General features: G+C 71.5%; 13 protein-coding genes and 1 pseudogene. 11 read left to right on the forward strand and 3 right to left on the reverse strand.

Going from position 1 to position 19,678, the window contains the following annotated elements:
* Window positions 1–8: 8 nt before the first annotated feature.
* The 3 genes from J2X68_RS33005 to J2X68_RS33015 are packed head-to-tail and all read right to left on the reverse strand — an operon-like array spanning window position 9 to window position 3,087.
* Window positions 9–842 (reverse strand): carbohydrate ABC transporter permease, encoded by an 834-nt coding sequence (locus J2X68_RS33005; protein WP_310436274.1) that lies wholly within the window; start codon window positions 840–842, stop codon window positions 9–11.
* Window positions 839–1,804, reverse strand: a complete 966-nt coding sequence (locus J2X68_RS33010; RefSeq protein ID WP_310436275.1) for a sugar ABC transporter permease — start codon at window positions 1,802–1,804, stop codon at window positions 839–841. Before J2X68_RS33010 ends, J2X68_RS33005 begins: the two co-directional genes overlap by 4 nt.
* Window positions 1,801–3,087 carry an ABC transporter substrate-binding protein gene (locus J2X68_RS33015; RefSeq protein ID WP_399041425.1) on the reverse strand — a complete coding sequence of 429 codons (1,287 nt, stop codon included), beginning with the start codon at window positions 3,085–3,087 and terminating at the stop codon, window positions 1,801–1,803. Before J2X68_RS33015 ends, J2X68_RS33010 begins: the two co-directional genes overlap by 4 nt.
* Window positions 3,088–3,811: 724 nt before the next feature.
* On the opposite strand from J2X68_RS33015, the gene J2X68_RS33020 reads away from it, so the two are divergent.
* The 11 genes and pseudogenes from J2X68_RS33020 to J2X68_RS33070 form a co-directional block, all read left to right on the forward strand.
* Window positions 3,812–4,624, forward strand: coding sequence for a hypothetical protein (locus J2X68_RS33020; protein ID WP_310436277.1), 813 nt, complete (start codon window positions 3,812–3,814; stop codon window positions 4,622–4,624).
* A gap of 1,300 nt (window positions 4,625–5,924) precedes the next feature.
* On the forward strand, window positions 5,925–8,006 hold the full coding sequence (locus J2X68_RS33025; protein WP_310436289.1) for a bifunctional polysaccharide deacetylase/glycosyltransferase family 2 protein: 2,082 nt from the start codon (window positions 5,925–5,927) through the stop codon (window positions 8,004–8,006).
* Window positions 8,006–9,352: an acyltransferase family protein gene (locus J2X68_RS33030; RefSeq protein ID WP_310436278.1), complete on the forward strand. Its 1,347-nt coding sequence runs from the start codon at window positions 8,006–8,008 to the stop codon at window positions 9,350–9,352. The genes J2X68_RS33025 and J2X68_RS33030 overlap by 1 nt, the downstream gene beginning before the upstream one ends.
* Before the next feature lie 170 nt (window positions 9,353–9,522).
* Window positions 9,523–11,058: a metallophosphoesterase gene (locus J2X68_RS33035; protein WP_310436279.1), complete on the forward strand. Its 1,536-nt coding sequence runs from the start codon at window positions 9,523–9,525 to the stop codon at window positions 11,056–11,058.
* Window positions 11,059–11,354: 296 nt separating this feature from the next.
* On the forward strand, window positions 11,355–12,749 hold the full coding sequence (locus tag J2X68_RS33040) for a nitrate/nitrite transporter (protein ID WP_310436280.1): 1,395 nt from the start codon (window positions 11,355–11,357) through the stop codon (window positions 12,747–12,749).
* A 99-nt stretch (window positions 12,750–12,848) separates the two neighbouring features.
* Window positions 12,849–14,024: a uroporphyrinogen-III synthase gene (locus J2X68_RS33045; RefSeq protein ID WP_310436281.1), complete on the forward strand. Its 1,176-nt coding sequence runs from the start codon at window positions 12,849–12,851 to the stop codon at window positions 14,022–14,024.
* 326 nt (window positions 14,025–14,350) lie between these two features.
* A complete protein-coding gene (locus J2X68_RS33050; protein WP_310436282.1) occupies window positions 14,351–14,926 on the forward strand; it encodes an ABATE domain-containing protein in 576 nt (191 codons plus the stop codon).
* A gap of 335 nt (window positions 14,927–15,261) precedes the next feature.
* On the forward strand, window positions 15,262–15,783 hold the full coding sequence (locus J2X68_RS33055; protein WP_010039908.1) for a sigma-70 family RNA polymerase sigma factor: 522 nt from the start codon (window positions 15,262–15,264) through the stop codon (window positions 15,781–15,783).
* Between the two features lie 50 nt (window positions 15,784–15,833).
* Window positions 15,834–16,616 carry a zf-HC2 domain-containing protein gene (locus J2X68_RS33060; protein ID WP_310436283.1) on the forward strand — a complete coding sequence of 261 codons (783 nt, stop codon included), beginning with the start codon at window positions 15,834–15,836 and terminating at the stop codon, window positions 16,614–16,616.
* Between the two features lie 64 nt (window positions 16,617–16,680).
* Window positions 16,681–19,047 (forward strand): UvrD-helicase domain-containing protein, encoded by a 2,367-nt coding sequence (locus tag J2X68_RS33065; protein WP_310436284.1) that lies wholly within the window; start codon window positions 16,681–16,683, stop codon window positions 19,045–19,047.
* Window positions 19,048–19,409: 362 nt separating this feature from the next.
* Window positions 19,410–19,678: pseudogene (locus J2X68_RS33070) on the forward strand (NAD-dependent malic enzyme); the annotation flags it as partial.

Genomic DNA, 19,678 nt, shown 5'->3' on the forward strand with positions numbered 1-19,678 from the left:
CTCGGTCCTCACTCCTTCACGGCGCCCACGGCGATGCCGCGCGTGAGGGTCCGCTGGAAGGCGAGGAAGAAGACGAGGGCCGGGAGCACGCCGAGGAGGGCGGCCGCGTCGGTCATCGTGGCGTCCATCAGGCGCTGTCCCTGCAGGACGCCGAGGGCCACCGACACGGTCTGGTTGTCGTTGGAGATCAGCATGACCAGCGGGAGCAGGAACTCGTTCCAGGTCCAGACGAAGAAGAAGACCAGCAGCACGCCGAGGGTGGGCCGGCTGACGGGGACGACGATCCGCCACAGCACCTGCCGGCGGCCGGCGCCGTCGATCCGGGCCGCCTCGATGATCTCGCGCGGGAACCGGCTCAGCACGGAGGAGAGCAGGTACGTGCCGAACGCCGCCTGGATCACGGTGAAGACGATGATCACGCTGAGCCGGGTGTCGTACAGTCCGGCCTCCTTGCTCAGGTAGTACACCGGGTAGACCAGCGCCTCCTGCGGAAGCATCGTGGCCAGCACGAAGAAGGCCAGGATCCAGGTGCGGCCCCTGATCCGCCCGATGCCGATCGCGTACGCGTTCAGCACCGACAGGACCACCGCGCCCACCGCCACCGAGCCGCTGATCAGGACCGAGTTCAGCAGCTTCCGGCTGTAGTCGACGCGCTCCCAGAAGTCCTTCAGACCGTCCAGGTACAGGCCGTCGGGCAGGCTCAGCGGGCCGTTCCGCGCGTACTCGGCCGGGGACTTGACCGCGTTCACGGCGACGATCACGAAGGGGACGACCATGAAGAGGGCGGCCAGGCACAGGGCCAGCAGGACCGGGGAGCGGCGCAGGGCGCGCACGGCCTTCATGTCCGGTGTCCTTCCTCCGCGTCCTCCGCCCGGGTCTGCAGCCGCAGGCCGACCAGGGAGAGGGCGAGGATGATCACGGTGAGCACGGTGGAGATCGCGGCGCCGTAGCCGACCTGCGTCTTCTCGAAGAACGTGGCGAAGGAGAAGTAGGAGGGGACGTTCGTCGCGCCCCCCGGGCCGCCCTTCGTCAGGACGTACACCGCGCCGAACACCTTCAGCGCGGCGATCGTGCACCAGGTCAGGACGACGTGGACCTCCGGGCGGAGCTGCGGCACCGTGATGTGCAGGAAGCGACGCCACCAGCCGGCGCCGTCCAGCTCCGCCGCCTCGTACAGCTGCGGGTCGACGCGTTCCAGCCCGGCCATGAAGACGACCAGCGGGAACCCCAGCTGCACCCACACCATCACGCCCATGACGCTGTAGAGCGCGAGGTCGGGGTCGCCGAGCCAGTCGTGCCGCCAGGAGCCGAGGCCGACGACGCGCAGGAGCTCGTTCAGCGAGCCGTCGTCGGGCGCGAGGATCCAGCTCCAGACGATGCCGGCCACCGCGATCGGCAGCACCTGCGGGAGATAGAAGCAGGCGCGCAGGACGGACGCCGTCCGGCCGCCGAAGTGCTTGCCGACCCAGTCGGACAGGGCGGCGGCCAGGACCAGTCCGAGGCCCGTGGGGAGCACCGCCATCGCGACGACCATGAACAGGCTGTGCCGGAAGCTCTCCCAGAACTCCGCGTCGTCCGTCAGCTCGCGGTAGTTGGCGAGCCCGGCCCACTCGGGGCGGCCGACGCCCTGCCAGTCGGTGAGGCTCACCCCGGTGTTCATCAGGAACGGGACGATGACGACGGCGAGGAAGGCGACGACGCCCGGAAGCAGGAACAGCGCGTAGGAGTCGCGGGCACGGCGCGGGGGAACGGGTCCGTCCTGCTCGCCGCTCACCCGCCCGCCCCGTTCGGCGGTCGCCGTCATGTCTTCGGTACGCCCTTGTCGTACGCCTCCTGCAACGCGTCCAGGTAGCCGTCCGGCTTCCCGCTGCCGTTGATCAGCTTCTGGGTCTCGGAGACGAGGACGTCGTAGAAGCCGGGGACCGGCCAGTCGGGGTAGAAGGCCAGGCCGTCGCGGCCGGACAGGGTGGTGAAGTGGGCGATGAGCTCCTGGGACTTCGGGTCGGTGATGGCGGCGGGGTCGGCCGCGACCGGGATACCGCCCTTGTTGCCGAGCAGGTTCTGGATCTTCTTCGACAGGGTGATGTCGATGAAGTCGTAGGCGAGCTCCTTGTTCCGGGCGCTCTTGGGCACCACCCAGAGGTTGCCGCCCGATCCCGGGGAGAGGTCCGCTCCGGGCCACAGGGTGGTGCCCCAGTCGAACGTCGCCTCGTCCTGGAAGCGGCCGTACCACCAGCTGCCGGAGAACAGGATCGGCGCCTTGCCCTGGAGGAAGGAGACGCCCGCCTCCTCGGACTTGGCGCCGGTGGAGCTCTTGCCGATGTAGCCCTTCTTCACCCAGTCGGCGAAGGTGTCGGCCGCGTATGTCCAGGCCGTGTCGTGGAAGTCGGTCTTCCCCCGGTACAGCTCGTAGGAGTCCACCCAGGAGCGGTCCGCCCGGGACAGGGCCAGCTGGTAGACGTACTGCTGGGCGACGTACTCCGCGCCGGAGTTGGCGAGCGGGGTGATCTTGTGCTTGACGAAGGTGTCCATCGCCGCGACCAGGTCGTCGAACGTCTTCGGCTCGGCGAGCCGGTGCTTCGCGAACAGGTCCTTGTTGAAGTAGACCATCGTGTACTCGGCGTAGTTGGGCACGCCGTACCACTTGCCGGAGCCCATCACGCCGTTCGTGTCGTACCGGCTGGTGGTGCGCACGCCCGGGCTGAGCAGCTTGTCCCAGCCGCGCTTCGTCACCTCGTCCGACAGGTCGGTGAGGAGGCCCTGCCGGGAGAGCAGGCCGGCCGTCGCGTTGCCCTTGTTGTACTCCATGAGGTCGGGCGCGTCCGAGGAGTTGAGGACCATCGGGGCGGTCTTCTGGATCTGTTCGAAGCTCTTCTCCTCGAACTCCACCTTCACGCCCGGGTGCCGGGTCTCGAACTCCTCGATCGCCGCGGTCCAGGCCGCGCCCATCGCGCTGTTCGGGGCCTCGTAGTGCCACAGCCGCAGGGTCTCCGCGTCGGCGGCGCCGCCGTCGGGGCCGCCGCAGGAGGCCAGGAGCAGGGATCCCGCGAGGAGCGCCGCCGCGCTCGCCGTTCCCCGCCGTGCCATCACACGCCTTCGTGCCGTCAACATCCTGTGCCTCCGGGGGAGTCGGATGGGTCTGAGGGCGTCACGGTGCGTCCATCGAATCGATTCGATGGGTGACGTCGAAGCGCTTCGACGGGGAAGTTATGTGGCCGCTGTGGTCACGTCAATGGGGCGGGTGGGGAAAACGGGCAATCCGGTGTTGGCGCCAGTGAACTTTCCGGCCATGCCTGGGACGGCTCTCCGCCTCTTCTTCTGAGTCGGCGGAGTGTCCCGTTGTGTCACCGATGCGCCGAAACGTCCTGACCCCCTCGATCTTTGATGCGCATCGAGGGTCACTTTCGGGATCGGGGTGATCGAAGTGCGACCGCCGAGGTCGAGCCAGGGGCGATTTTCAGCCATGGACATGGGCATGACTTCTGTCCATATATGACACATCGCGAACACAGGGCCCAAGCCTGCGCTAGATTCATAGATCTGAGCGCAATGGGATAAATGGGGCGCTGGAGCTGGGTGGGGGCCCGGTTTCGTCGACGTGCGCTCAGGGTCGTCGGCGCACCCGGAACAGTTCCGTGGGGGGAAGTAGCACATGAAGAATTGGCGAGAAGACGCCCAACCGCACTGGCCGGAGGCGGCATCGCCGACCCGGGACGTGCCGGCACTGGGGGCGGGATCGCAGAGTCTGGCCGGGGTCGGGGGGCAGTCGCTGGCACCCATGGCCGGAGAGAGCGCCGGATACCGGTCATTGATGGACGTACCGCGAGAAAGCGGTCTCCTGGCGCCGTCGAACATCTCGAACGGCCTTTCCGAAAACGAACGGTCGAGCGAACTCCGGGACCCCTGGGGAGAGGAGCCGGGCGGCGCGGACGGGGAGGGGAGCGACCCGGGCGAGGTGACCGTCCAGCTCGACTCCCTCAAGAAGGGGCGGTCCGACGGTGCGGACGCCGACGTCCCGGTGTTCGTCGACGAATCGGGCCGCCGCAGCCGTACGTTCCGCCGGATCGGCATCGTCGTGGCCATCGCCTGCGGGGCGTACGCCGTCGTCATCGTGGCCGCTCTGCTCTCGGGCAATGCGGGCGCGCCCTGGCTGCCGGTCCCCGTGCCGGGCCAGGCCGACGACAAGCCGGCGGCCGGCAAGGTGGACAGCACGGCGGAGCCCGACGAGTCCGCGAGCCCGCGCCCCGGGGTTCCCGGCGGCGCGGTGCCGGGCGCCCCGGGCGCCACCGCCCCCGCGTCCGGCGCGGTGTCCGGCAAGAAGGGCGCGAGCAAGGCGCCCGGCACGTCGGGAAGCGCGGCTCCGTCGGGCGGGGCGTCCACGGCGGCCCGGCCCTCGGCGAGCGGGACCACGCGTCCCAGCACCGGCCCCACGGCCTCGGTCCCCTCGGGGTCCGGCCCGAGCAGCCCGGTGGTCGCGCCGCCCCCGTCCACGCCACCGCCGGCGTCCTCGCCCGCCGCCTCTCCGTCCGCCGTCTCCTCGCCGTCCCCGGCCGGAGGGGCCTCCACCACGGTCGCCGACGGCCCGCCGGAACCGGTCCCGGCGGCATCGAGCCCGGCAGCCTGAACGGGACCCGTGAGAGTCGCCGGCCGATGGCCATGGACGGCACGGGCGGCACCGGCCCCGGCACGCGGCGGACCCCACATCCTGCGACCGGCTTCGGCTTCGGCTTCGGCTTCGGATCCGGATCCGGATCCGGCTTCGACGGTGGCTTCGGCGGCGATCGCGGCTTCCGCGGACACCGGATCGACGTTGTTGCTGTTGCTGTTGCTGTTGCTGTTGCTGTTGCGGCGGCGGCGGTGGTGGTCGCGGCGACCCCGGGCCTTCGGGGGCGCGGATCGAGCCGGTCACGGGGCCTGGACCGGGGCTTCGGCCTCCCGGGCCCGGGACGCGGGCTTCGGCCCGCCGGACTCCGGACGGGGCTTCGGCCTCCCGGGCCGGGGCGGCCGTCTCGGTCACCGGGGCCCGGGCCGGGGCTTCGGGCGACCTGGCCCCGGAACGGGTGCAGGCCTCCCGGGGCGGGAGTCGGTTCCCGCTCCGGGGCCGGGACCGCGAGGGCTTCGGCCGTCGACGACCGGGCCCGGGTTCCGGCCCTGAGCGCGGGAGCTCCCGACGACCGGGCCGGGACTCCGGCCACCGGGCGGCGGGGAGCGTTCCCTGTCGATCCGCCTCCGGCCGCTCGGCTCCACCACGGCTCCACCCCCGCCGGAAGACCGGGTCCGGATCCCGGGGCCCGGCCCCCGGGGATCCGAACCCGCAGGCCCGTCAAGGGCTCGCGTCACGGGTGCGGGTCCTGACACGACAACCCGACACGACAGGGCCCCGGCGCGTCAGTCCCGACGCGACAGGCCCTGGCACCACAGCCCCGACGCCTCATGATCCCGGCGCGCCGGTCCCGGCGCACCGGACCCGACGCGGACAGCCCCGGTGCGACAGCCCCGGTGCGACGGGGCCCAGCACTTGAAGTCCGCACCCTGTCAGCGAGGTCCTGATCCTCGCTCCCCGCCGCTTCAGCTCGCGGCGCGTACCTTCGCCCGACCTCGTCCCCGGAGAACCACCTCTCATGGCACCACGTACCAGCCGCCGCTCGACCCGAAGGTCAGCTGTCGGGCAGTCCGCGCACTCGACCGGCGGCCAGGCCGCGTCCGCTTCACCGCCGACGGGGGACGCGCCGGGAGGCGACTCGGCCGGCGGGCCGCGCGGCGGAGGGCGGCGGTCCTCCGGCCGGCGCTCCGGCCCGGGGCAGGGGCGGGTCCGGGCCTTGGGACGCGCGGCCGGCGGCTCCTCGCACGCCGTGCCGCGGTCCCCCGAACGCCGGCGCCTGGTGTCGCTCCGGCTGCGTCATCTGCTGCCGCTCGTCGTGCTGATGGCGATGATGGCGATGCTGATGCTGCGCGGCTATGTGCACAGCGAGATCCTCGCCGACTACCGCATCCGCCCCGAGGCCGCCGCCGACAAGGTGCCGCAGAAGGTGCTCGACGGCGGGCCGGTCGTCGACACCCGCAACGGGCAGCAGGCCAGCCTGGACGTGCCGGACCACCGGATCGTGCTCACCTTCGACGACGGGCCCGACCCGAAGTGGACCCCCGAGGTCCTCGACGTCCTGAAGAAGCACCACGCGCACGCCGTCTTCTTCATCACCGGCACCATGGCCTCCCGCTACCCGGACCTGGTCCGGCGGATGGTGGAGGAGGGCCACGAGATCGGACTGCACACCTTCAACCACCCCGACCTCTCCTACCAGTCGAAGAAGCGCATCGACTGGGAGCTCACCCAGAACCAGCTCGCCCTGGCGGGCGCCGCGGGGATCCGGACCTCGCTCTTCCGGCCGCCGTACTCCTCCAGCACGGACGCCCTCGACAACGCCTCCTGGCCGGTCACGCAGTTCGTCGGCACCCGCGGCTACCTCACCGTCTTCACCACCGCCGACAGCGAGGACTGGCGCAGGCCCGGCATCCGGGAGATCATCCGCAACTCCACCCCGCAGGGTGGCAAGGGCGCGATCGTCCTCATGCACGACTCCGGCGGCGACCGTCACCAGACGGTCCGGGCCCTCGACACCTATCTCCCCGAACTCCAGGGCAAGGGCTACACGTTCGAGAACCTCACCGAGGCCCTGGAGGCGCCGAGCGCGCACACCCCGGTCACCGGGGTCGACCTGTGGAAGGGCAAGGCGTGGGTCTTCCTGGTCGAGGCCTCGGACGACATCACCGGCGTCCTGGTCGTCGGCCTCGCCGTCATCGGCGTCCTGGTCTTCGCCCGCTTCGGGCTGATGCTCCTGCTCTCCGCGATCCACACCCGCCGTACCCGCCGCAAAGGCTTCGTCTGGGGGCCCGACGCGCCCGTCACCGAGCCGGCGTCGGTGCTCGTCCCGGCCTACAACGAGGCCAAGTGCATCGAGAGCACGGTGCGTTCGCTGATGAAGAGCGAGCACCCGATCGAGATCCTCGTCATCGACGACGGCTCCAGCGACGGCACCGCCCGCATCGTCGAGGACCTGCACCTGCCCGGCGTCCGGGTCGTCCGGCAGCTCAACGCGGGCAAGCCCGCCGCCCTCAACCGGGGCATCGCCAACGCCCGTCACGACCTCATCGTGATGATGGACGGCGACACGGTCTTCGAGCCCTCCACGGTCGGTGAACTCGTCCAGCCCTTCGCCGACCCGAAGGTCGGCGCGGTCGCCGGCAACGCCAAGGTCGGCAACAAGGACACGCTGATCGGCGCCTGGCAGCACATCGAGTACGTGATGGGCTTCAACCTGGACCGCCGGATGTACGACGTGCTGCGCTGCATGCCCACCATCCCGGGGGCCGTCGGGGCGTTCCGCCGCAGCGCGCTCGACCGGGTCGGCGGCATGAGCGACGACACGCTCGCCGAGGACACCGACATCACCATGGCCATCCACCGGGACGGCTGGCACGTCGTGTACGCGGAGAAGGCGCGCGCCTGGACCGAGGCCCCGGAATCCGTGCAGCAGCTGTGGTCGCAGCGGTACCGCTGGTGCTACGGCACCATGCAGGCGATCTGGAAGCACCGCCGGGCCCTCGTCGAGGGCGGACCGTCGGGCCGCTTCGGCCGCGTCGGTCTCCCGCTGGTCTCCCTCTTCATGGTGGTCGCCCCGCTCCTCGCCCCGCTCATCGACCTCTTCCTCGTCTACGGCCTGCTCTTCGGGCCGACCGGCAAGACGATCGCCGCCTGGTTCGGCGTGCTCGCCGTCCAGGCGGGCTGCGCGGCCTACGCCTTCGTGCTGGACCGCGAACGCCTCACCCCGCTCGTCTCCCTCCCGCTCCAGCAACTCCTCTACCGCCAGCTGATGTACATCGTCCTGCTCCAGTCCTGGATCACCGCCCTCACCGGCGGCCGGCTGCGCTGGCAGAAGCTCCGCCGCAAGGGCCAGGTGGCGGCACCGCCCGGCGCGGCGGTCACCGCGGACGGAGGAGCGGTCTGATGAGCACCCACCCGACGGAGTCCACCGCCGAGTTGCCCGAGCTTCCCCACCCCTCTGCCCCGAACGCCGCGCCGGATCGGCTGAGTCCGGAACGGGAGGGCTCCCACCGGCGCTCCGACCCGCAGGTCTCCGACCGGCAAGCCCCCGAGCGGCGGGGCTCGGAGGAGACGGGTACGGAGGAGAAGGGTTCCGGGGAGAAGGGCGGCCGGAAGAAGGGGGGCGGCCGGGACCGCTACTTCGACCTGCTCCGGGCCGTCGCCCTCTTCCGGGTCGTCTTCTACCACCTGATGGGCTGGGCCTGGCTGCCCGTCGTCTTCCCCTCCATGGGCGTGATGTTCGCGCTCGCCGGCAACCTCATGGCCCGCTCGCTGGCCCGCCGTCCCGCGCCGGAGGTCGTACGGGGCCGGCTGCGCAGGCTGCTGCCCCCGCTGTGGCTGCTGGGTGCGGTCGGGGTGACGGGCATGCTGGTGGCGGGCTGGGGCCCGGACGACGAGGGGCGCCCCGGCTGGTGGTGGCTCCACCTCGCGTACTGGATCCTGCCGCTGAGCGACCCGCCGTACGGCGACGGCCTGCCCGGCGTGCACGGGCTGATCAGCGACGGCTGGGCCGGGGACATGGGCGTCCCCCTCTGGTACATCCGTGCCTACCTCTGGTTCGTGCTGCTCTCCCCGCTCCTGCTGCGCGCCCTGCGCCGGCTGCCCTGGCCGACGATCCTCGCGCCCGTCGCGCTGTCCGCCGCCCTGGAGTTCGGCTCGCTGGCGGTGCCGGGCTGGCGGCTCGAGGCCCAGCTCAGCGACTTCGGGGCGTTCGGCGCGTGCTGGCTGCTGGGCATGGCGCACCAGGAGGGCGTCCTGCGCCGCCTGCCCCGGTACGCGGTGCCGTCGCTGGCGCCCGCGGTGGCGGGGATCGGCCTCTGGTACATGCTGACCCACGACCTCAAGGAGGGCCACGACCTGGACGACATGCCCTTCGCCCAGTCCCTGTGGTCCTTCGCCGCGGTGCTGCTGCTCCTGCACATCAGCCCGTCCTGGTCCGAGTGGCCGGCCAAGCTGCGCCGCTGGGACCGGCTGATCACCCTGCTCAACTCCCGGGCCGTGACGATCTACCTGTGGCACAACGTCTGCATCGGGATCGTGGAGGCCCTGTGGGACCGGCTGTGGGGCATCTCCTGGCTGGAGGCGGACGCCCCCTGGGTCCTGGAGAGCCCGTGGCCCCAGTTGCCGGCCGTCTGGCTGTTCACCGCGGCCTGCGTGATCTGCTTCGGCTGGGTGGAGGACCTGGCGGCCCGCCGCAGGCCACGCCTGTGGCCGGACGGACGGGGCGGCGCCGGGACGCACCGGTCCTGAACGGCGCTCCGCGCCCCGAACCGGACACCGCGCGCGCGGGTCCGTGCGCCGCGGCACGGCCGTACGCCGTTCGCCCGGTTCGGGGTGCGCCCGCCGGAAGCCCTGGTGACCATGGCCCGGTATGCCCGTCCGTGGGGCGGGCCCGAGCCAGGGTTTCGGGATGGAGGAACGTGAGCAGGACGCGCCGGACCATTGTTCTGGCCATGACGGGTGTGCTGGCGGCGGTGCTCTCGGTCGGGACGGCCCTCGCGGGGCCCGTGTCCGCCGGCGGAGGGCCGAAGCCGCCGGGCACGACCCCTCCGCCGGGCACCCCGGCCTACGGCGAAAGCCCGAAGCCACCGGGGACGACACCGCCGCCCGGGACCGGAAACCCCAACGGCGAGGCATGGGCGTGGACCCAGCTGACCAGCCGGGGGACCCAGATCCGCTATGTCACCACCGACTCCTCCGGCACCTGCCCCTCCGTGCGGTACACCCTGGGCATCGTGCGGACCGCCTACCGGATGCGGCTGCTGAGCCGTCCCGCGCCGCCGCAGTTCCCCACCACGGTGTGCGAGCTGGTCGTGCCCCTCGGGGCCTATGACGCGGTCCTCGCGCAGTCGACGGTCGCGGCGGCCGTGGTGCACCCCGCGAACCGTCAGCTTCCCCTGCCGAACTGGACGGCGAACACCCGTCCCGGCACCATCGCCGTCCTGGGCGACTCGGGGTGCCGCGTCACGACGGCGGGCCCCGAGCAGGACTGTGCCGACCACCAGAACGGCTGGCCGTTCCCGCGGATCGCGAACAGCGCGGCCACGGTGACACAGCCGGATCTCGTGCTCCATGTCGGCGACTACCTCTACCGTGACGACCCGGCCCGGGCCGACGACACGGCGGCGAACCCGGGCTGCACGACCTCGGCGGACAGGTTCAGCTGGGCGTGTGTGGTCGCCGACTTCTTCAGACCGGCGGAGAGTCTGCTCTCCGTGGCGCCGGTCGCGTTGACGCGCGGCAACCACGAGGACTGCCGCACCCCGCCCGCGACGGGCGGCGCGGGGGCCGCGTGGTTCCGCTACCTCGCCGACGAACTCAGGGCCGACGGATCGTGCTCCTTCTACCCCGATCCGGTGGAGATCAGGGCAGGCGCCCTGCACCTGCTCTCCGTGGACTCCTCGTTCGCCGACCCGGCCGACAGCGGAAGCCTCGCTCAGCAGGCGATCTACACCCGGCAGTTCGAAGCGGTGAACCAGGCCGCGACGCAGCAGCCCGGCCACGACTACTTCCTCTTCACCCACAAGCCCGTGTGGATGGTGAGATCGGCAGGCCCCCCGGCGGAGACGTTCACCCCCGTCCTCGACCGGGCCGTCGCCGGTACGACCCTGGGACGGCCGGCGGACAACATCCGCATGGTGCTCTCGGGCCACGCGCACCTCTACCAGATGGTCGATTTCGACACCACGCGGCCCCCGCAGGTGACGGTGGGCTTCTCCGGTGGAGCCCCGCTGGAGCAGGGGCCGAACGACGCCGCCGTCATCGGCAAGGCGGTGGGGACCCCGGCGCAGCCCGTGCATCACTCCGTCACCCAGGGAGGGGTCTTCGGGTACGCGGTCCTGAGCCGCAACGCCGGGACCTGGGACCTCACCGCTCACGACCCGGCCGGTGCGGTCCGCGGCCAGACCTGCACGTTGAGCGCGAGCACCGCCAACAAGGAGTTCGTCTGCCACTGACGAACGCCCCGCGCCTCGGCGGACGTGCCCCCCCCCCCGGTCCTCGGACCGGGGGCGGGGGCACGTCCGGCCGCGCGGACGCGGACTCCGCCCTCCGGCCCGGCGGTTCCCCCCAGGCGGTGTCCGGTTGTCGCGTCCTGCCCACGACCTCTCACCGGCCCTCCGCGCAAGGTGAGAGCAACGTTCCTTTCCGGTCACCCACAGCCACAGCGTGGAAACGCGCCCTCCCTACCTTCGGGACTCATCACCGCTCATCCCCCCGGAACACCTGAGCCCCGGAGCACCGTGGAGGCGTCATGACAGCCCCGAGTACAGCCCCCGCACCCTTGCCCCCCACGAAGAAGGGGAGCCGCTGGATCGAGGAGTGGGACCCGGAGAACGAGGCCTTCTGGAACGAGAAGGGCGAGAAGATCGCCCGTCGCAACCTCCTCTTCTCCGTCCTCTCCGAGCACATCGGGTTCTCGATCTGGACGATGTGGTCCGTGCTGGTGCTCTTCATGGGCCCGGAGTACGGCCTCACCCCGGCCGACAAGTTCCTGCTGACCTCGATGGTGACGCTGGTCGGGGCGGTCGTGCGGGTGCCCTACACCTTCGCCGTCGCGGTCTTCGGCGGCCGGAACTGGACGATCATCTCGGCGGGGCTGCTGCTGATCCCGACCATCGCCGCGTTCACGGTCATGGACCCGGGGACCTCGTTCACCACGTTCCTGCTGGTCGGCCTGCTCGCGGGCATCGGCGGCGGCAACTTCGCCTCCTCCATGACCAACATCAACGCCTTCTTCCCGCTCCGTAAGAAGGGGTGGGCGCTCGGGCTCAACGCGGGCGGCGGCAACATCGGCGTGCCGGTGATCCAGCTGATCGCCCTCGCCGTCATCGGCGCCAGCGGCGGCCCGCGCGTGCTGCTGGGGATCTACATCCCGCTCATCGTCGTCGCCGCCACCCTCGCCGCGCTGTACATGGACAACCTGTCCTCCGTGAAGAACGACACGGGCGCCGCGATCGACTCGGCGAAGGACGTGCACACCTGGATCATGTCCTTCCTCTACGTCGGCACCTTCGGGTCGTTCATCGGCTACAGCTTCGCCTTCGGGCAGGTCCTGACGAACCAGTTCGGGCGGACGCCCCTCCAGGCGGCCTACCTCACCTTCATCGGCCCGCTGCTCGGCTCCCTCATCCGTCCCGTCGGCGGCTGGCTCGCCGACCGCTACGGCGGCGCCCGCATCACCCTCTACAACTACATCGGCATGGCCGCCGCCACCGCCGTCCTGGTCTTCGCCAGCATGCAGAAGTCGCTCCCGCTCTTCGTCTGCGTCTTCGTGGTGCTGTTCGTGCTCAGCGGCCTCGGCAACGGCTCGACGTACAAGATGATCCCCGGCATCTTCCAGGCGAAGGCCGTGGCCAAGGGGCTGGAGGGCGAGGCGGCGGCCGCCTACGGCCGACGCCTGTCCGGCGCGTCCATGGGGCTGATCGGCGCGGTCGGCGCGCTCGGCGGTGTCGGGATCAACCTGGCCTTCCGGCAGTCCTTCCTGTCCTACGGTTCCGGGACCGGCGCCTTCGTCGCCTTCCTCGCCTTCTACGCGGCGTGCTTCGGGGTCACGTGGGCCGTATACCTTCGCCGTCCGTCCGGAAGGATCACGGCAGGAAGCACCGCTTCCGAGGCGAAGCAGCAGCTCAGCTACGCCGAGGTGTGACGTAACACCGGCGACACGTAGCCGAACCGAGCCTGTCACGCACCGTTGACAGGCTCGTCGGCATGTAGGTGCAAACGGGACTCGAGCGGGACGAGAGTGATGTACGAGCAACAGCAGCGATCCGACGCCGGCCCCCAGGGCGCCGTCGAACACGGGCCCCTCGCGGGCTTCACCGTGGGCGTGACGGCCGCGCGCCGGGCCGAGGAGCTCAGCGCGCTGCTCCAGCGGCGGGGAGCGGCGGTGCTGCACGCGCCCGCCCTGCGGATCGTGCCGCTCGCCGACGACGGTGAGCTGCTCGCCGCCACGAAGGAACTCATCGACCAGGTGCCGGACGTGGTGGTCGCCACCACGGCCATCGGCTTCCGCGGCTGGATCGAGGCCGCCGACGGCTGGGGGCTCGGCGAGCAGTTGCTCGACCGGCTCGGCGGCGTCGAGCTGCTGGCCCGCGGCCCCAAGGTCAAGGGCGCCGTGCGGGCCGCCGGGCTGACGGAGGACTGGTCGCCGTCCAGCGAGTCCATGGCCGAGGTGCTCGACCGGCTCCTGGAGGAGGGCGTCGACGGGCGCCGCGTCGCCGTCCAGCTGCACGGTGAGCCGCTGCCCGGGTTCGTGGAGTCGCTGCGGGCCGCGGGCGCGGAGGTCGTGGGGGTGCCCGTCTACCGGTGGATGCCGCCGGAGGACGTCTCGCCGCTCGACCGTCTCCTCGACGCCGCCGTCTCGCGCGGACTGGACGCGATCACCTTCACCAGCGCGCCCGCCGCCGCGTCCCTGCTGTCGCGCGCGGAGGAGCGCGGTCTGCTGCCCGAGCTGCTCGCCGCGCTCGCCCATGACGTGCTGCCCGCCTGCGTCGGTCCGGTCACCGCGCTGCCGCTCCAGGGGCGGGGCGTGGACACCGTCCAGCCGGAGCGGTTCCGGCTCGGGCCGCTTGTGCAGTTGCTGTGCCAGGAGCTGCCGTCGCGGGCCCGGGCGCTGCCGATCGCCGGGTACCGGGTGGAGATCCGGGGTCACGCGGTGCTGGTGGACGGGTCCTTGAAGCCGGTGCCCCCGGCGGGCATGTCCTTGTTGCGGGCGCTGTCCCGGCGGCCGGGGTGGGTCGTGCCGCGCTCCGATCTGCTGCGGGCGCTGCCCGGCGCCGGGCGGGACGAGCATGCCGTCGAGACGGCGATGGCCCGGCTGCGGACCGCGCTCGGGGCGCCGAAGCTGATCCAGACGGTGGTGAAGCGGGGGTACCGGCTGGCGCTGGATCCGGCCGCGGACGCGAAGTACTCGGACGAGTAAGGGGTTTCTGTCCCCTGCCCCTGCCCCTGCTCCCCTTCCTTCTGCCTTCTGTCTTGCGTCCCTCTCCCCTCTCCCCTCTTCCTCCTTCCCCTCACGGTTTCCCTCCAGCAGGGGCGAGGAGGGGGATCAGGGAGGGGGGATCGAGGGGAGATCAGGGACGGGGGATCAGGGAGAAGGAGCGGAAGGGGGAGTCCTCGTCGTCCGGACGGGCCGAAATGCACTGACCTGCGTCAAAGGGCCCGGGGGGTTCCGGTGGCGCTCGCGGCCGGGCACTGTGAGAGGGACGGTTTCCCAGGAGTGCCCCCTCGGTTGGCGGTGACACGCGCATGGACGAGCTCCGGTTCGACGCCGGGCGGATCTGTCTCGACCTTCTCGCTACCGCGCATCCCCTCGAACGGCTCGACGCCGTCGCGCCGTTGTGCGCGTGGATCCGCGGCTCCGGACTCGTCCCGCCGGACACCCCGCTCACCCACGCCGACGCGTCCTGGCCGCCCGCCTTCCGGGAACTGCGTCGCAACACGGGACAGTTGGTGCACGGGTGGCTCGCCCGGCACGACGCCGGGTCGTACGACCTCGCCCTGGCCCGCGTCAACGACGCCGCCCGGGCCGTGCCCCCGGTCCCGCGTGCGGTGCGCGGCGAAGACGGGGGGCTCGTGCGCGAGTTGGCCGGGCCGCCGGCGTGTGCCGCGCTGCTGGCCGCGGTGGCCCGGGACGCGGTGGAGCTGCTCACCGATCCCGTCGCCCGGACGGGGCTGCGGCAGTGCGCGGGGGACAACTGCCCGATCGTCTATGTCGACATGTCCCGGGGGCGCCGGCGCCGCTGGTGTTCCAGCGAGGTCTGCGGGAACCGGGAGCGGGTGGCGCGGCACCGCCGACGAGCGGCGCTCGCCTCGCAGACGTAACTCGCCTGCCGGGTATGCGGCTTTCGTGGACGCGTCGTCGGCCGACTGTCGAAGTGATTTCGATTACACGCTGTTTACCCGGGCCGCGCGCCGGGCAGCCCGCGAGATCTTGTCGATGTGGCGGAAATGTAAAGAAGAAGCGGTGGGAATGTGCCGCCATGTCCCCGCTCGTCATGACACCCCGAAGAAAAGTCTCTCCACGGTTTGAACGCTCAACACCCCGCTTGCGTACCCGTCGTCGAGCGACCGACTGGGGGAACCCCCGGACACCGGAGGTGGGCGTGCGCAAGGATGCGGCCGTGGCCAATGAACGTGGATCGAGGGCCCGACATCGCATGTCCCAGCCCTCGGAACCTGACGAGGAGCTGATGCGTGCTCTGTATCGGGAGCATGCCGGACCCCTGCTTGCGTATGTCCTGCGCCTGGTTGCCGGAGACCGGCAGCGCGCCGAGGACGTCGTGCAGGAGACGCTCATCCGTGCCTGGAAGAACGCCGGTCAGCTCAATCGTGCGACCGGATCTGTACGCCCCTGGCTGGTGACGGTCGCACGCCGCATCGTCATCGACGGCCACCGCAGCCGGCAGGCCCGGCCGCAGGAGGTCGACCCGTCGCCGCTGGAGGTCATTCCTGCGGAGGACGAGATCGACAAGGCGCTGTGGCTGATGACGCTGTCCGACGCGCTCGACGACCTGACCCCGGCCCACCGGGAGGTGCTCGTCGAGACGTACTTCAAGGGGCGTACCGTCAACGAGGCGGCAGAGACGCTGGGCATACCCAGCGGCACCGTGCGCTCACGGGTCTTCTATGCCCTGCGGTCGATGAAGCTGGCTCTGGAGGAGCGGGGGGTGACGGCGTGATGAGCGTTTACGGGGGATTCGGAGCGGGTGGTTCGGGTATGTCTGGACCCATGCAGGGATCTACGGGATCTCCGAGCCCGAGCGAACACGAGACCGTCGGCGCCTACGCCCTCGGGATTCTCGACGACGCCGAAGCAACCGCTTTCGAGATGCATCTCGCGGGCTGCGAGTGGTGCGCCCAGCAGCTCGACGAGCTCGCCGGCATGGAACCCATGCTGGCCGCCCTCGCGGACCTGCCGGGCACCGGCACCCCCGCGATCGGCGAGTCCCTGTCCGCCCGGCCCAGCCCGCGGCTCGCGGAACGGCTGGTCGACGAGGTGTCCGAGCGCCGCGCGGTCAAGCGCCGCCGCTCGTTCTTCCTGGTGGCGGCCGCGGCCGCGCTGATCATCGGCGGCCCGCTCACCGTGCTCGCGGCGACCGGCGGCGACAGCGGCACCAAGAGCACCGAGGCGAGCTCCACCAAGTCGGCGAACTCGGCCAAGACCACCTTCGCGACGCTCACCGACCGCGTCTCCGCGACCGACTCCGCCTCCAAGGTCTCCGCGACCGTCGCCATGGGCGAGAAGGCGTGGGGCACGGAGATCGGCGTCGAGCTGAAGAACGTGACGGGTCCGGAGAAGTGCTCGCTCATCGCCGTCGGCAAGAACGGCGAGCGCGAGACCGTCTCCTCCTGGTCGGTCCCGGAGTGGGGCTACGGCATCCCGAACGCCAAGACCGAGCAGGCCAAGAACCCGCTCTACGTCGTGGGCGGCGCCGCGTTCAAGACCAACGAGATCGACCATTTCGAGGTCATGACCTTCGACGGCAAGAAGCTGGTCCAGATCGACGCGTAACTTCCTACACGGGGTCCCCTTCGCGTACGGTTGACGGCTGCCCAGCACGTCAGAAGGGGGCCCGGTGGCCGTTCAGGCACAGCAGGAAACCGCGGTCGGATCGGTTCGGCACACCGCGCCGGATTCGGTGCGGGACCGAGAGATCGGCATCGAACAGGAACACCTCGACCGGGTGTACCGGCGCCTCGAGGAGAAGATCCACGAGGCGGAGTTCCTGATGCACGACGCGGCCAAGCGCGGGCAGGTCGGCACCCCCGGCGCCCTCGCGGAGCGGGACGCCCAGGTGTTCCGCGCCGGTGTCCACCTCAACCGGCTCAACAACGAGTTCGAGGACTTCCTGTTCGGGCGGATCGACCTGCTCGCCGGGAAGGACGGCAAGAAGGGTCCGGACGGCGCCTACACCGCCGTGGAACCCGCCGAGGGGGCCGTCCGCCCCGACAACACGGCCGACATCGCCGAAACGCTCCACATCGGCCGTATCGGAGTCCTCGACTCCGACTACTCGCCGCTGGTCATCGACTGGCGGGCGCCCGCCGCGGCGCCGTTCTACCGGTCCACCCCGGTCGACCCGGGGCGGGTCGTGCGGCGCCGGGTGATCCGCTCGAAGGGGCGGCGCGTCCTCGGCGTCGAGGACGACCTGATGCGTCCCGAGCTGAAGGCGGTCCTCGACGGCGGCGAACTGCCCGTCATCGGCGACGGCGCCCTCATGGCCGCCCTCGGCCAGGCCCGCAGCCACACCATGCGCGACATCGTCGCCTCCATCCAGGCCGAGCAGGACATGGTCATCCGCGCCCCCGCCGCCTCCGTGACCTATGTCGAGGGCGGTCCGGGCACCGGAAAGACCGCGGTCGCGCTGCACCGGGCCGCCTATCTGCTCTACCAGGACCGGCGCCGGTACGCGGGCGGCATCCTGATCGTCTCGCCCACCCCGCTGCTCGTGGCGTACACCGAGGGCGTGCTGCCCTCGCTCGGCGAGGAGGGCCAGGTCGCCATCCGCGCCATCGGCTCCCTGGTCGACGGCGCCGAGGCCACCCTGTACGACTCCCCGGCGGTGGCCCGGGCCAAGGGCTCGTACCGGATGCTGAAGGTGCTGCGGAAGGCGGCGCGCGGCGCGCTGGAGAGCGGCGGCCGGGCCCCGGCGCAGCTGACCCTCGGCGAACCCGACGAGGCCCCCGCTCCCGCGGGGACCCCCACCCGGCTGCGGGTCGTCGCCTTCGGCCGCCGTCTGGAGCTGGAGGCCGCCGACCTGGACCGGGTCCGGCAGAACGCCCTCAGCGGCACCGCCCCGGTGAACCTCCTGCGACCCCGCGCCCGCAAGCTGCTCCTTGACGCCCTGTGGGAGCGCTCCGGCGCGGCCGGCCGGCACAGCGACCCCGAGCTCGCCGCCGAGCTGCGCTCCTCCTTCGACGAGGACGTGACCACCGAGGACTCGTTCATCGCCTTCCTCGACGCCTGGTGGCCCGAGCTGACCCCGGAGGCGGTCCTCGCCGCCATGGCCGACGAACGGCGGCTCGGCCGCTGGGCCCGGCGGGTCCTCAACCCGGGCGAGGTCCGCAAGGTCGCCCGGGCCCTGAAGCGGGACGGCCGCTCGGTGCACGACATCGCCATGCTCGACGAACTCCAGGCGATCCTCGGCGCCCCGCTGCGCCCCCGCAAACGGCGCGAGTACGACCCGCTGGACCAGCTCACCGGCCTGGAGGAGCTGATGCCGGTGCGCGAGGAGACGCAGCGCGAGCGCGCCGAGCGGCTCGCCCAGGAGCGCACCGAGTACGCGCACGTGATCGTGGACGAGGCACAGGACCTCACCCCGATGCAGTGGCGCATGGTCGGCCGCCGCGGCCGGCACGCCACCTGGACGGTCGTCGGCGACCCGGCCCAGTCCTCCTGGTCCGACCCCGACGAGGCCGCCGAGGCCCGTGACGAGGCCCTCGGCACCCGCCCGCGCCGCCGCTTCCAGCTGACGGTGAACTACCGCAACCCGGCCGAGATCGCCGAGCTGGCCGCGAAGGTGCTGGCCCTGGCGATGCCGGGAGCCGAATCCCCGTCGGCGGTCAGGTCGACGGGGGTCGTGCCCCGCTTCGAGGCCGTCACCGACGCCCTGGGCGCCACCGTGCGCACGGAGGCCCAGCGTCTGCTGGAGCGGGTCGACGGGACCGTCGGCGTCGTGGTCGCCATGAACCGGCGCGAGGAGGCGAGACGCTGGCTCGCCGGGCTCGGCGACCGGGTGGTGGCCCTCGGCAGCCTGGAGGCCAAGGGCCTGGAGTACGACGCCACGGTCGTCGTCTCCCCGGCGGAGATCGCGGACGAGAGCCCGGCCGGCCTGCGGGTGCTGTACGTGGCCCTCACCCGGGCGACGCAGCAGCTCACGGTCGTCTCGGGGGAGCGCGACGAGCCGGACGCGCACGGTGTCCCGGACCTGCTGAGGGACTGAACGGCCGATCGTTTCCTGTGAACTCCGCGGACGGGAATGGTCTTCCGGCTTCCGTTTGTTAGCCTGGTCGTGACACCGGCTCGATCCAAGCCCCCGGGCCCAACCTTCGTCGCTACGAGCGACCACTTGCCGCGAGGCGAGCATGGCGGGCCGGTGTCATGAACGCGAGAGAGGCCCACATCACTTGTGATGTGGGCCTCTCTTTTCTGCTCCCGCCGCCCTTCCGGGGCCCGCTCCGGGTGCCCCCAAAGGCTTGATGGAGAACAAAACGATCGCAACCCGGGGCGGCTTTCATGTACTCGTCGGTAGGTGCGACGATCGGACGGCAAACCCGCGACCCAGCAGTGCAGAGGAAGTCGGCCATGGCAACGGCGCCCAGCGTCTCCTACTCGATCACGGTCCGTCTGGAGGTGCCCGCGAGCGGAACGGCGGTCTCCCAGATCACCACGGCCGTGGAGTCCCACGGAGGCTCGGTGACCGGCCTCGACGTCACCGCGTCCGGCCACGAGAAGCTCCGCATCGACGTCACCATCGCCGCCACCTCCACCGCCCACGCCGACGAGATCGTCGAGCAGCTGCGCGGCATCGAGGGCGTCACCCTCGGCAAGGTCTCCGACCGTACGTTCCTGAT

The organism is Streptomyces sp. 3330, from assembly GCF_031456635.1.
Classification (GTDB): Bacteria; Actinomycetota; Actinomycetes; order Streptomycetales; family Streptomycetaceae; genus Streptomyces.

Coding starts and splice junctions, on each gene's coding strand:
- J2X68_RS33015 (WP_399041425.1), bottom strand. CDS start 3,087: ATGGCACGGCGGGGAACGGCGAGCGCGGCGGCGCTCCTCGCGGGATCC.
- J2X68_RS33020 (WP_310436277.1), top strand. CDS start 3,812: ATGGACGTACCGCGAGAAAGCGGTCTCCTGGCGCCGTCGAACATCTCG.
- J2X68_RS33005 (WP_310436274.1), bottom strand. CDS start 842: ATGAAGGCCGTGCGCGCCCTGCGCCGCTCCCCGGTCCTGCTGGCCCTG.
- J2X68_RS33050 (WP_310436282.1), top strand. CDS start 14,351: ATGGACGAGCTCCGGTTCGACGCCGGGCGGATCTGTCTCGACCTTCTC.
- J2X68_RS33025 (WP_310436289.1), top strand. CDS start 5,925: ATGGCGATGATGGCGATGCTGATGCTGCGCGGCTATGTGCACAGCGAG.
- J2X68_RS33055 (WP_010039908.1), top strand. CDS start 15,262: ATGTCCCAGCCCTCGGAACCTGACGAGGAGCTGATGCGTGCTCTGTAT.
- J2X68_RS33030 (WP_310436278.1), top strand. CDS start 8,006: ATGAGCACCCACCCGACGGAGTCCACCGCCGAGTTGCCCGAGCTTCCC.
- J2X68_RS33045 (WP_310436281.1), top strand. CDS start 12,849: ATGTACGAGCAACAGCAGCGATCCGACGCCGGCCCCCAGGGCGCCGTC.
- J2X68_RS33010 (WP_310436275.1), bottom strand. CDS start 1,804: ATGACGGCGACCGCCGAACGGGGCGGGCGGGTGAGCGGCGAGCAGGAC.
- J2X68_RS33040 (WP_310436280.1), top strand. CDS start 11,355: ATGACAGCCCCGAGTACAGCCCCCGCACCCTTGCCCCCCACGAAGAAG.
- J2X68_RS33060 (WP_310436283.1), top strand. CDS start 15,834: ATGCAGGGATCTACGGGATCTCCGAGCCCGAGCGAACACGAGACCGTC.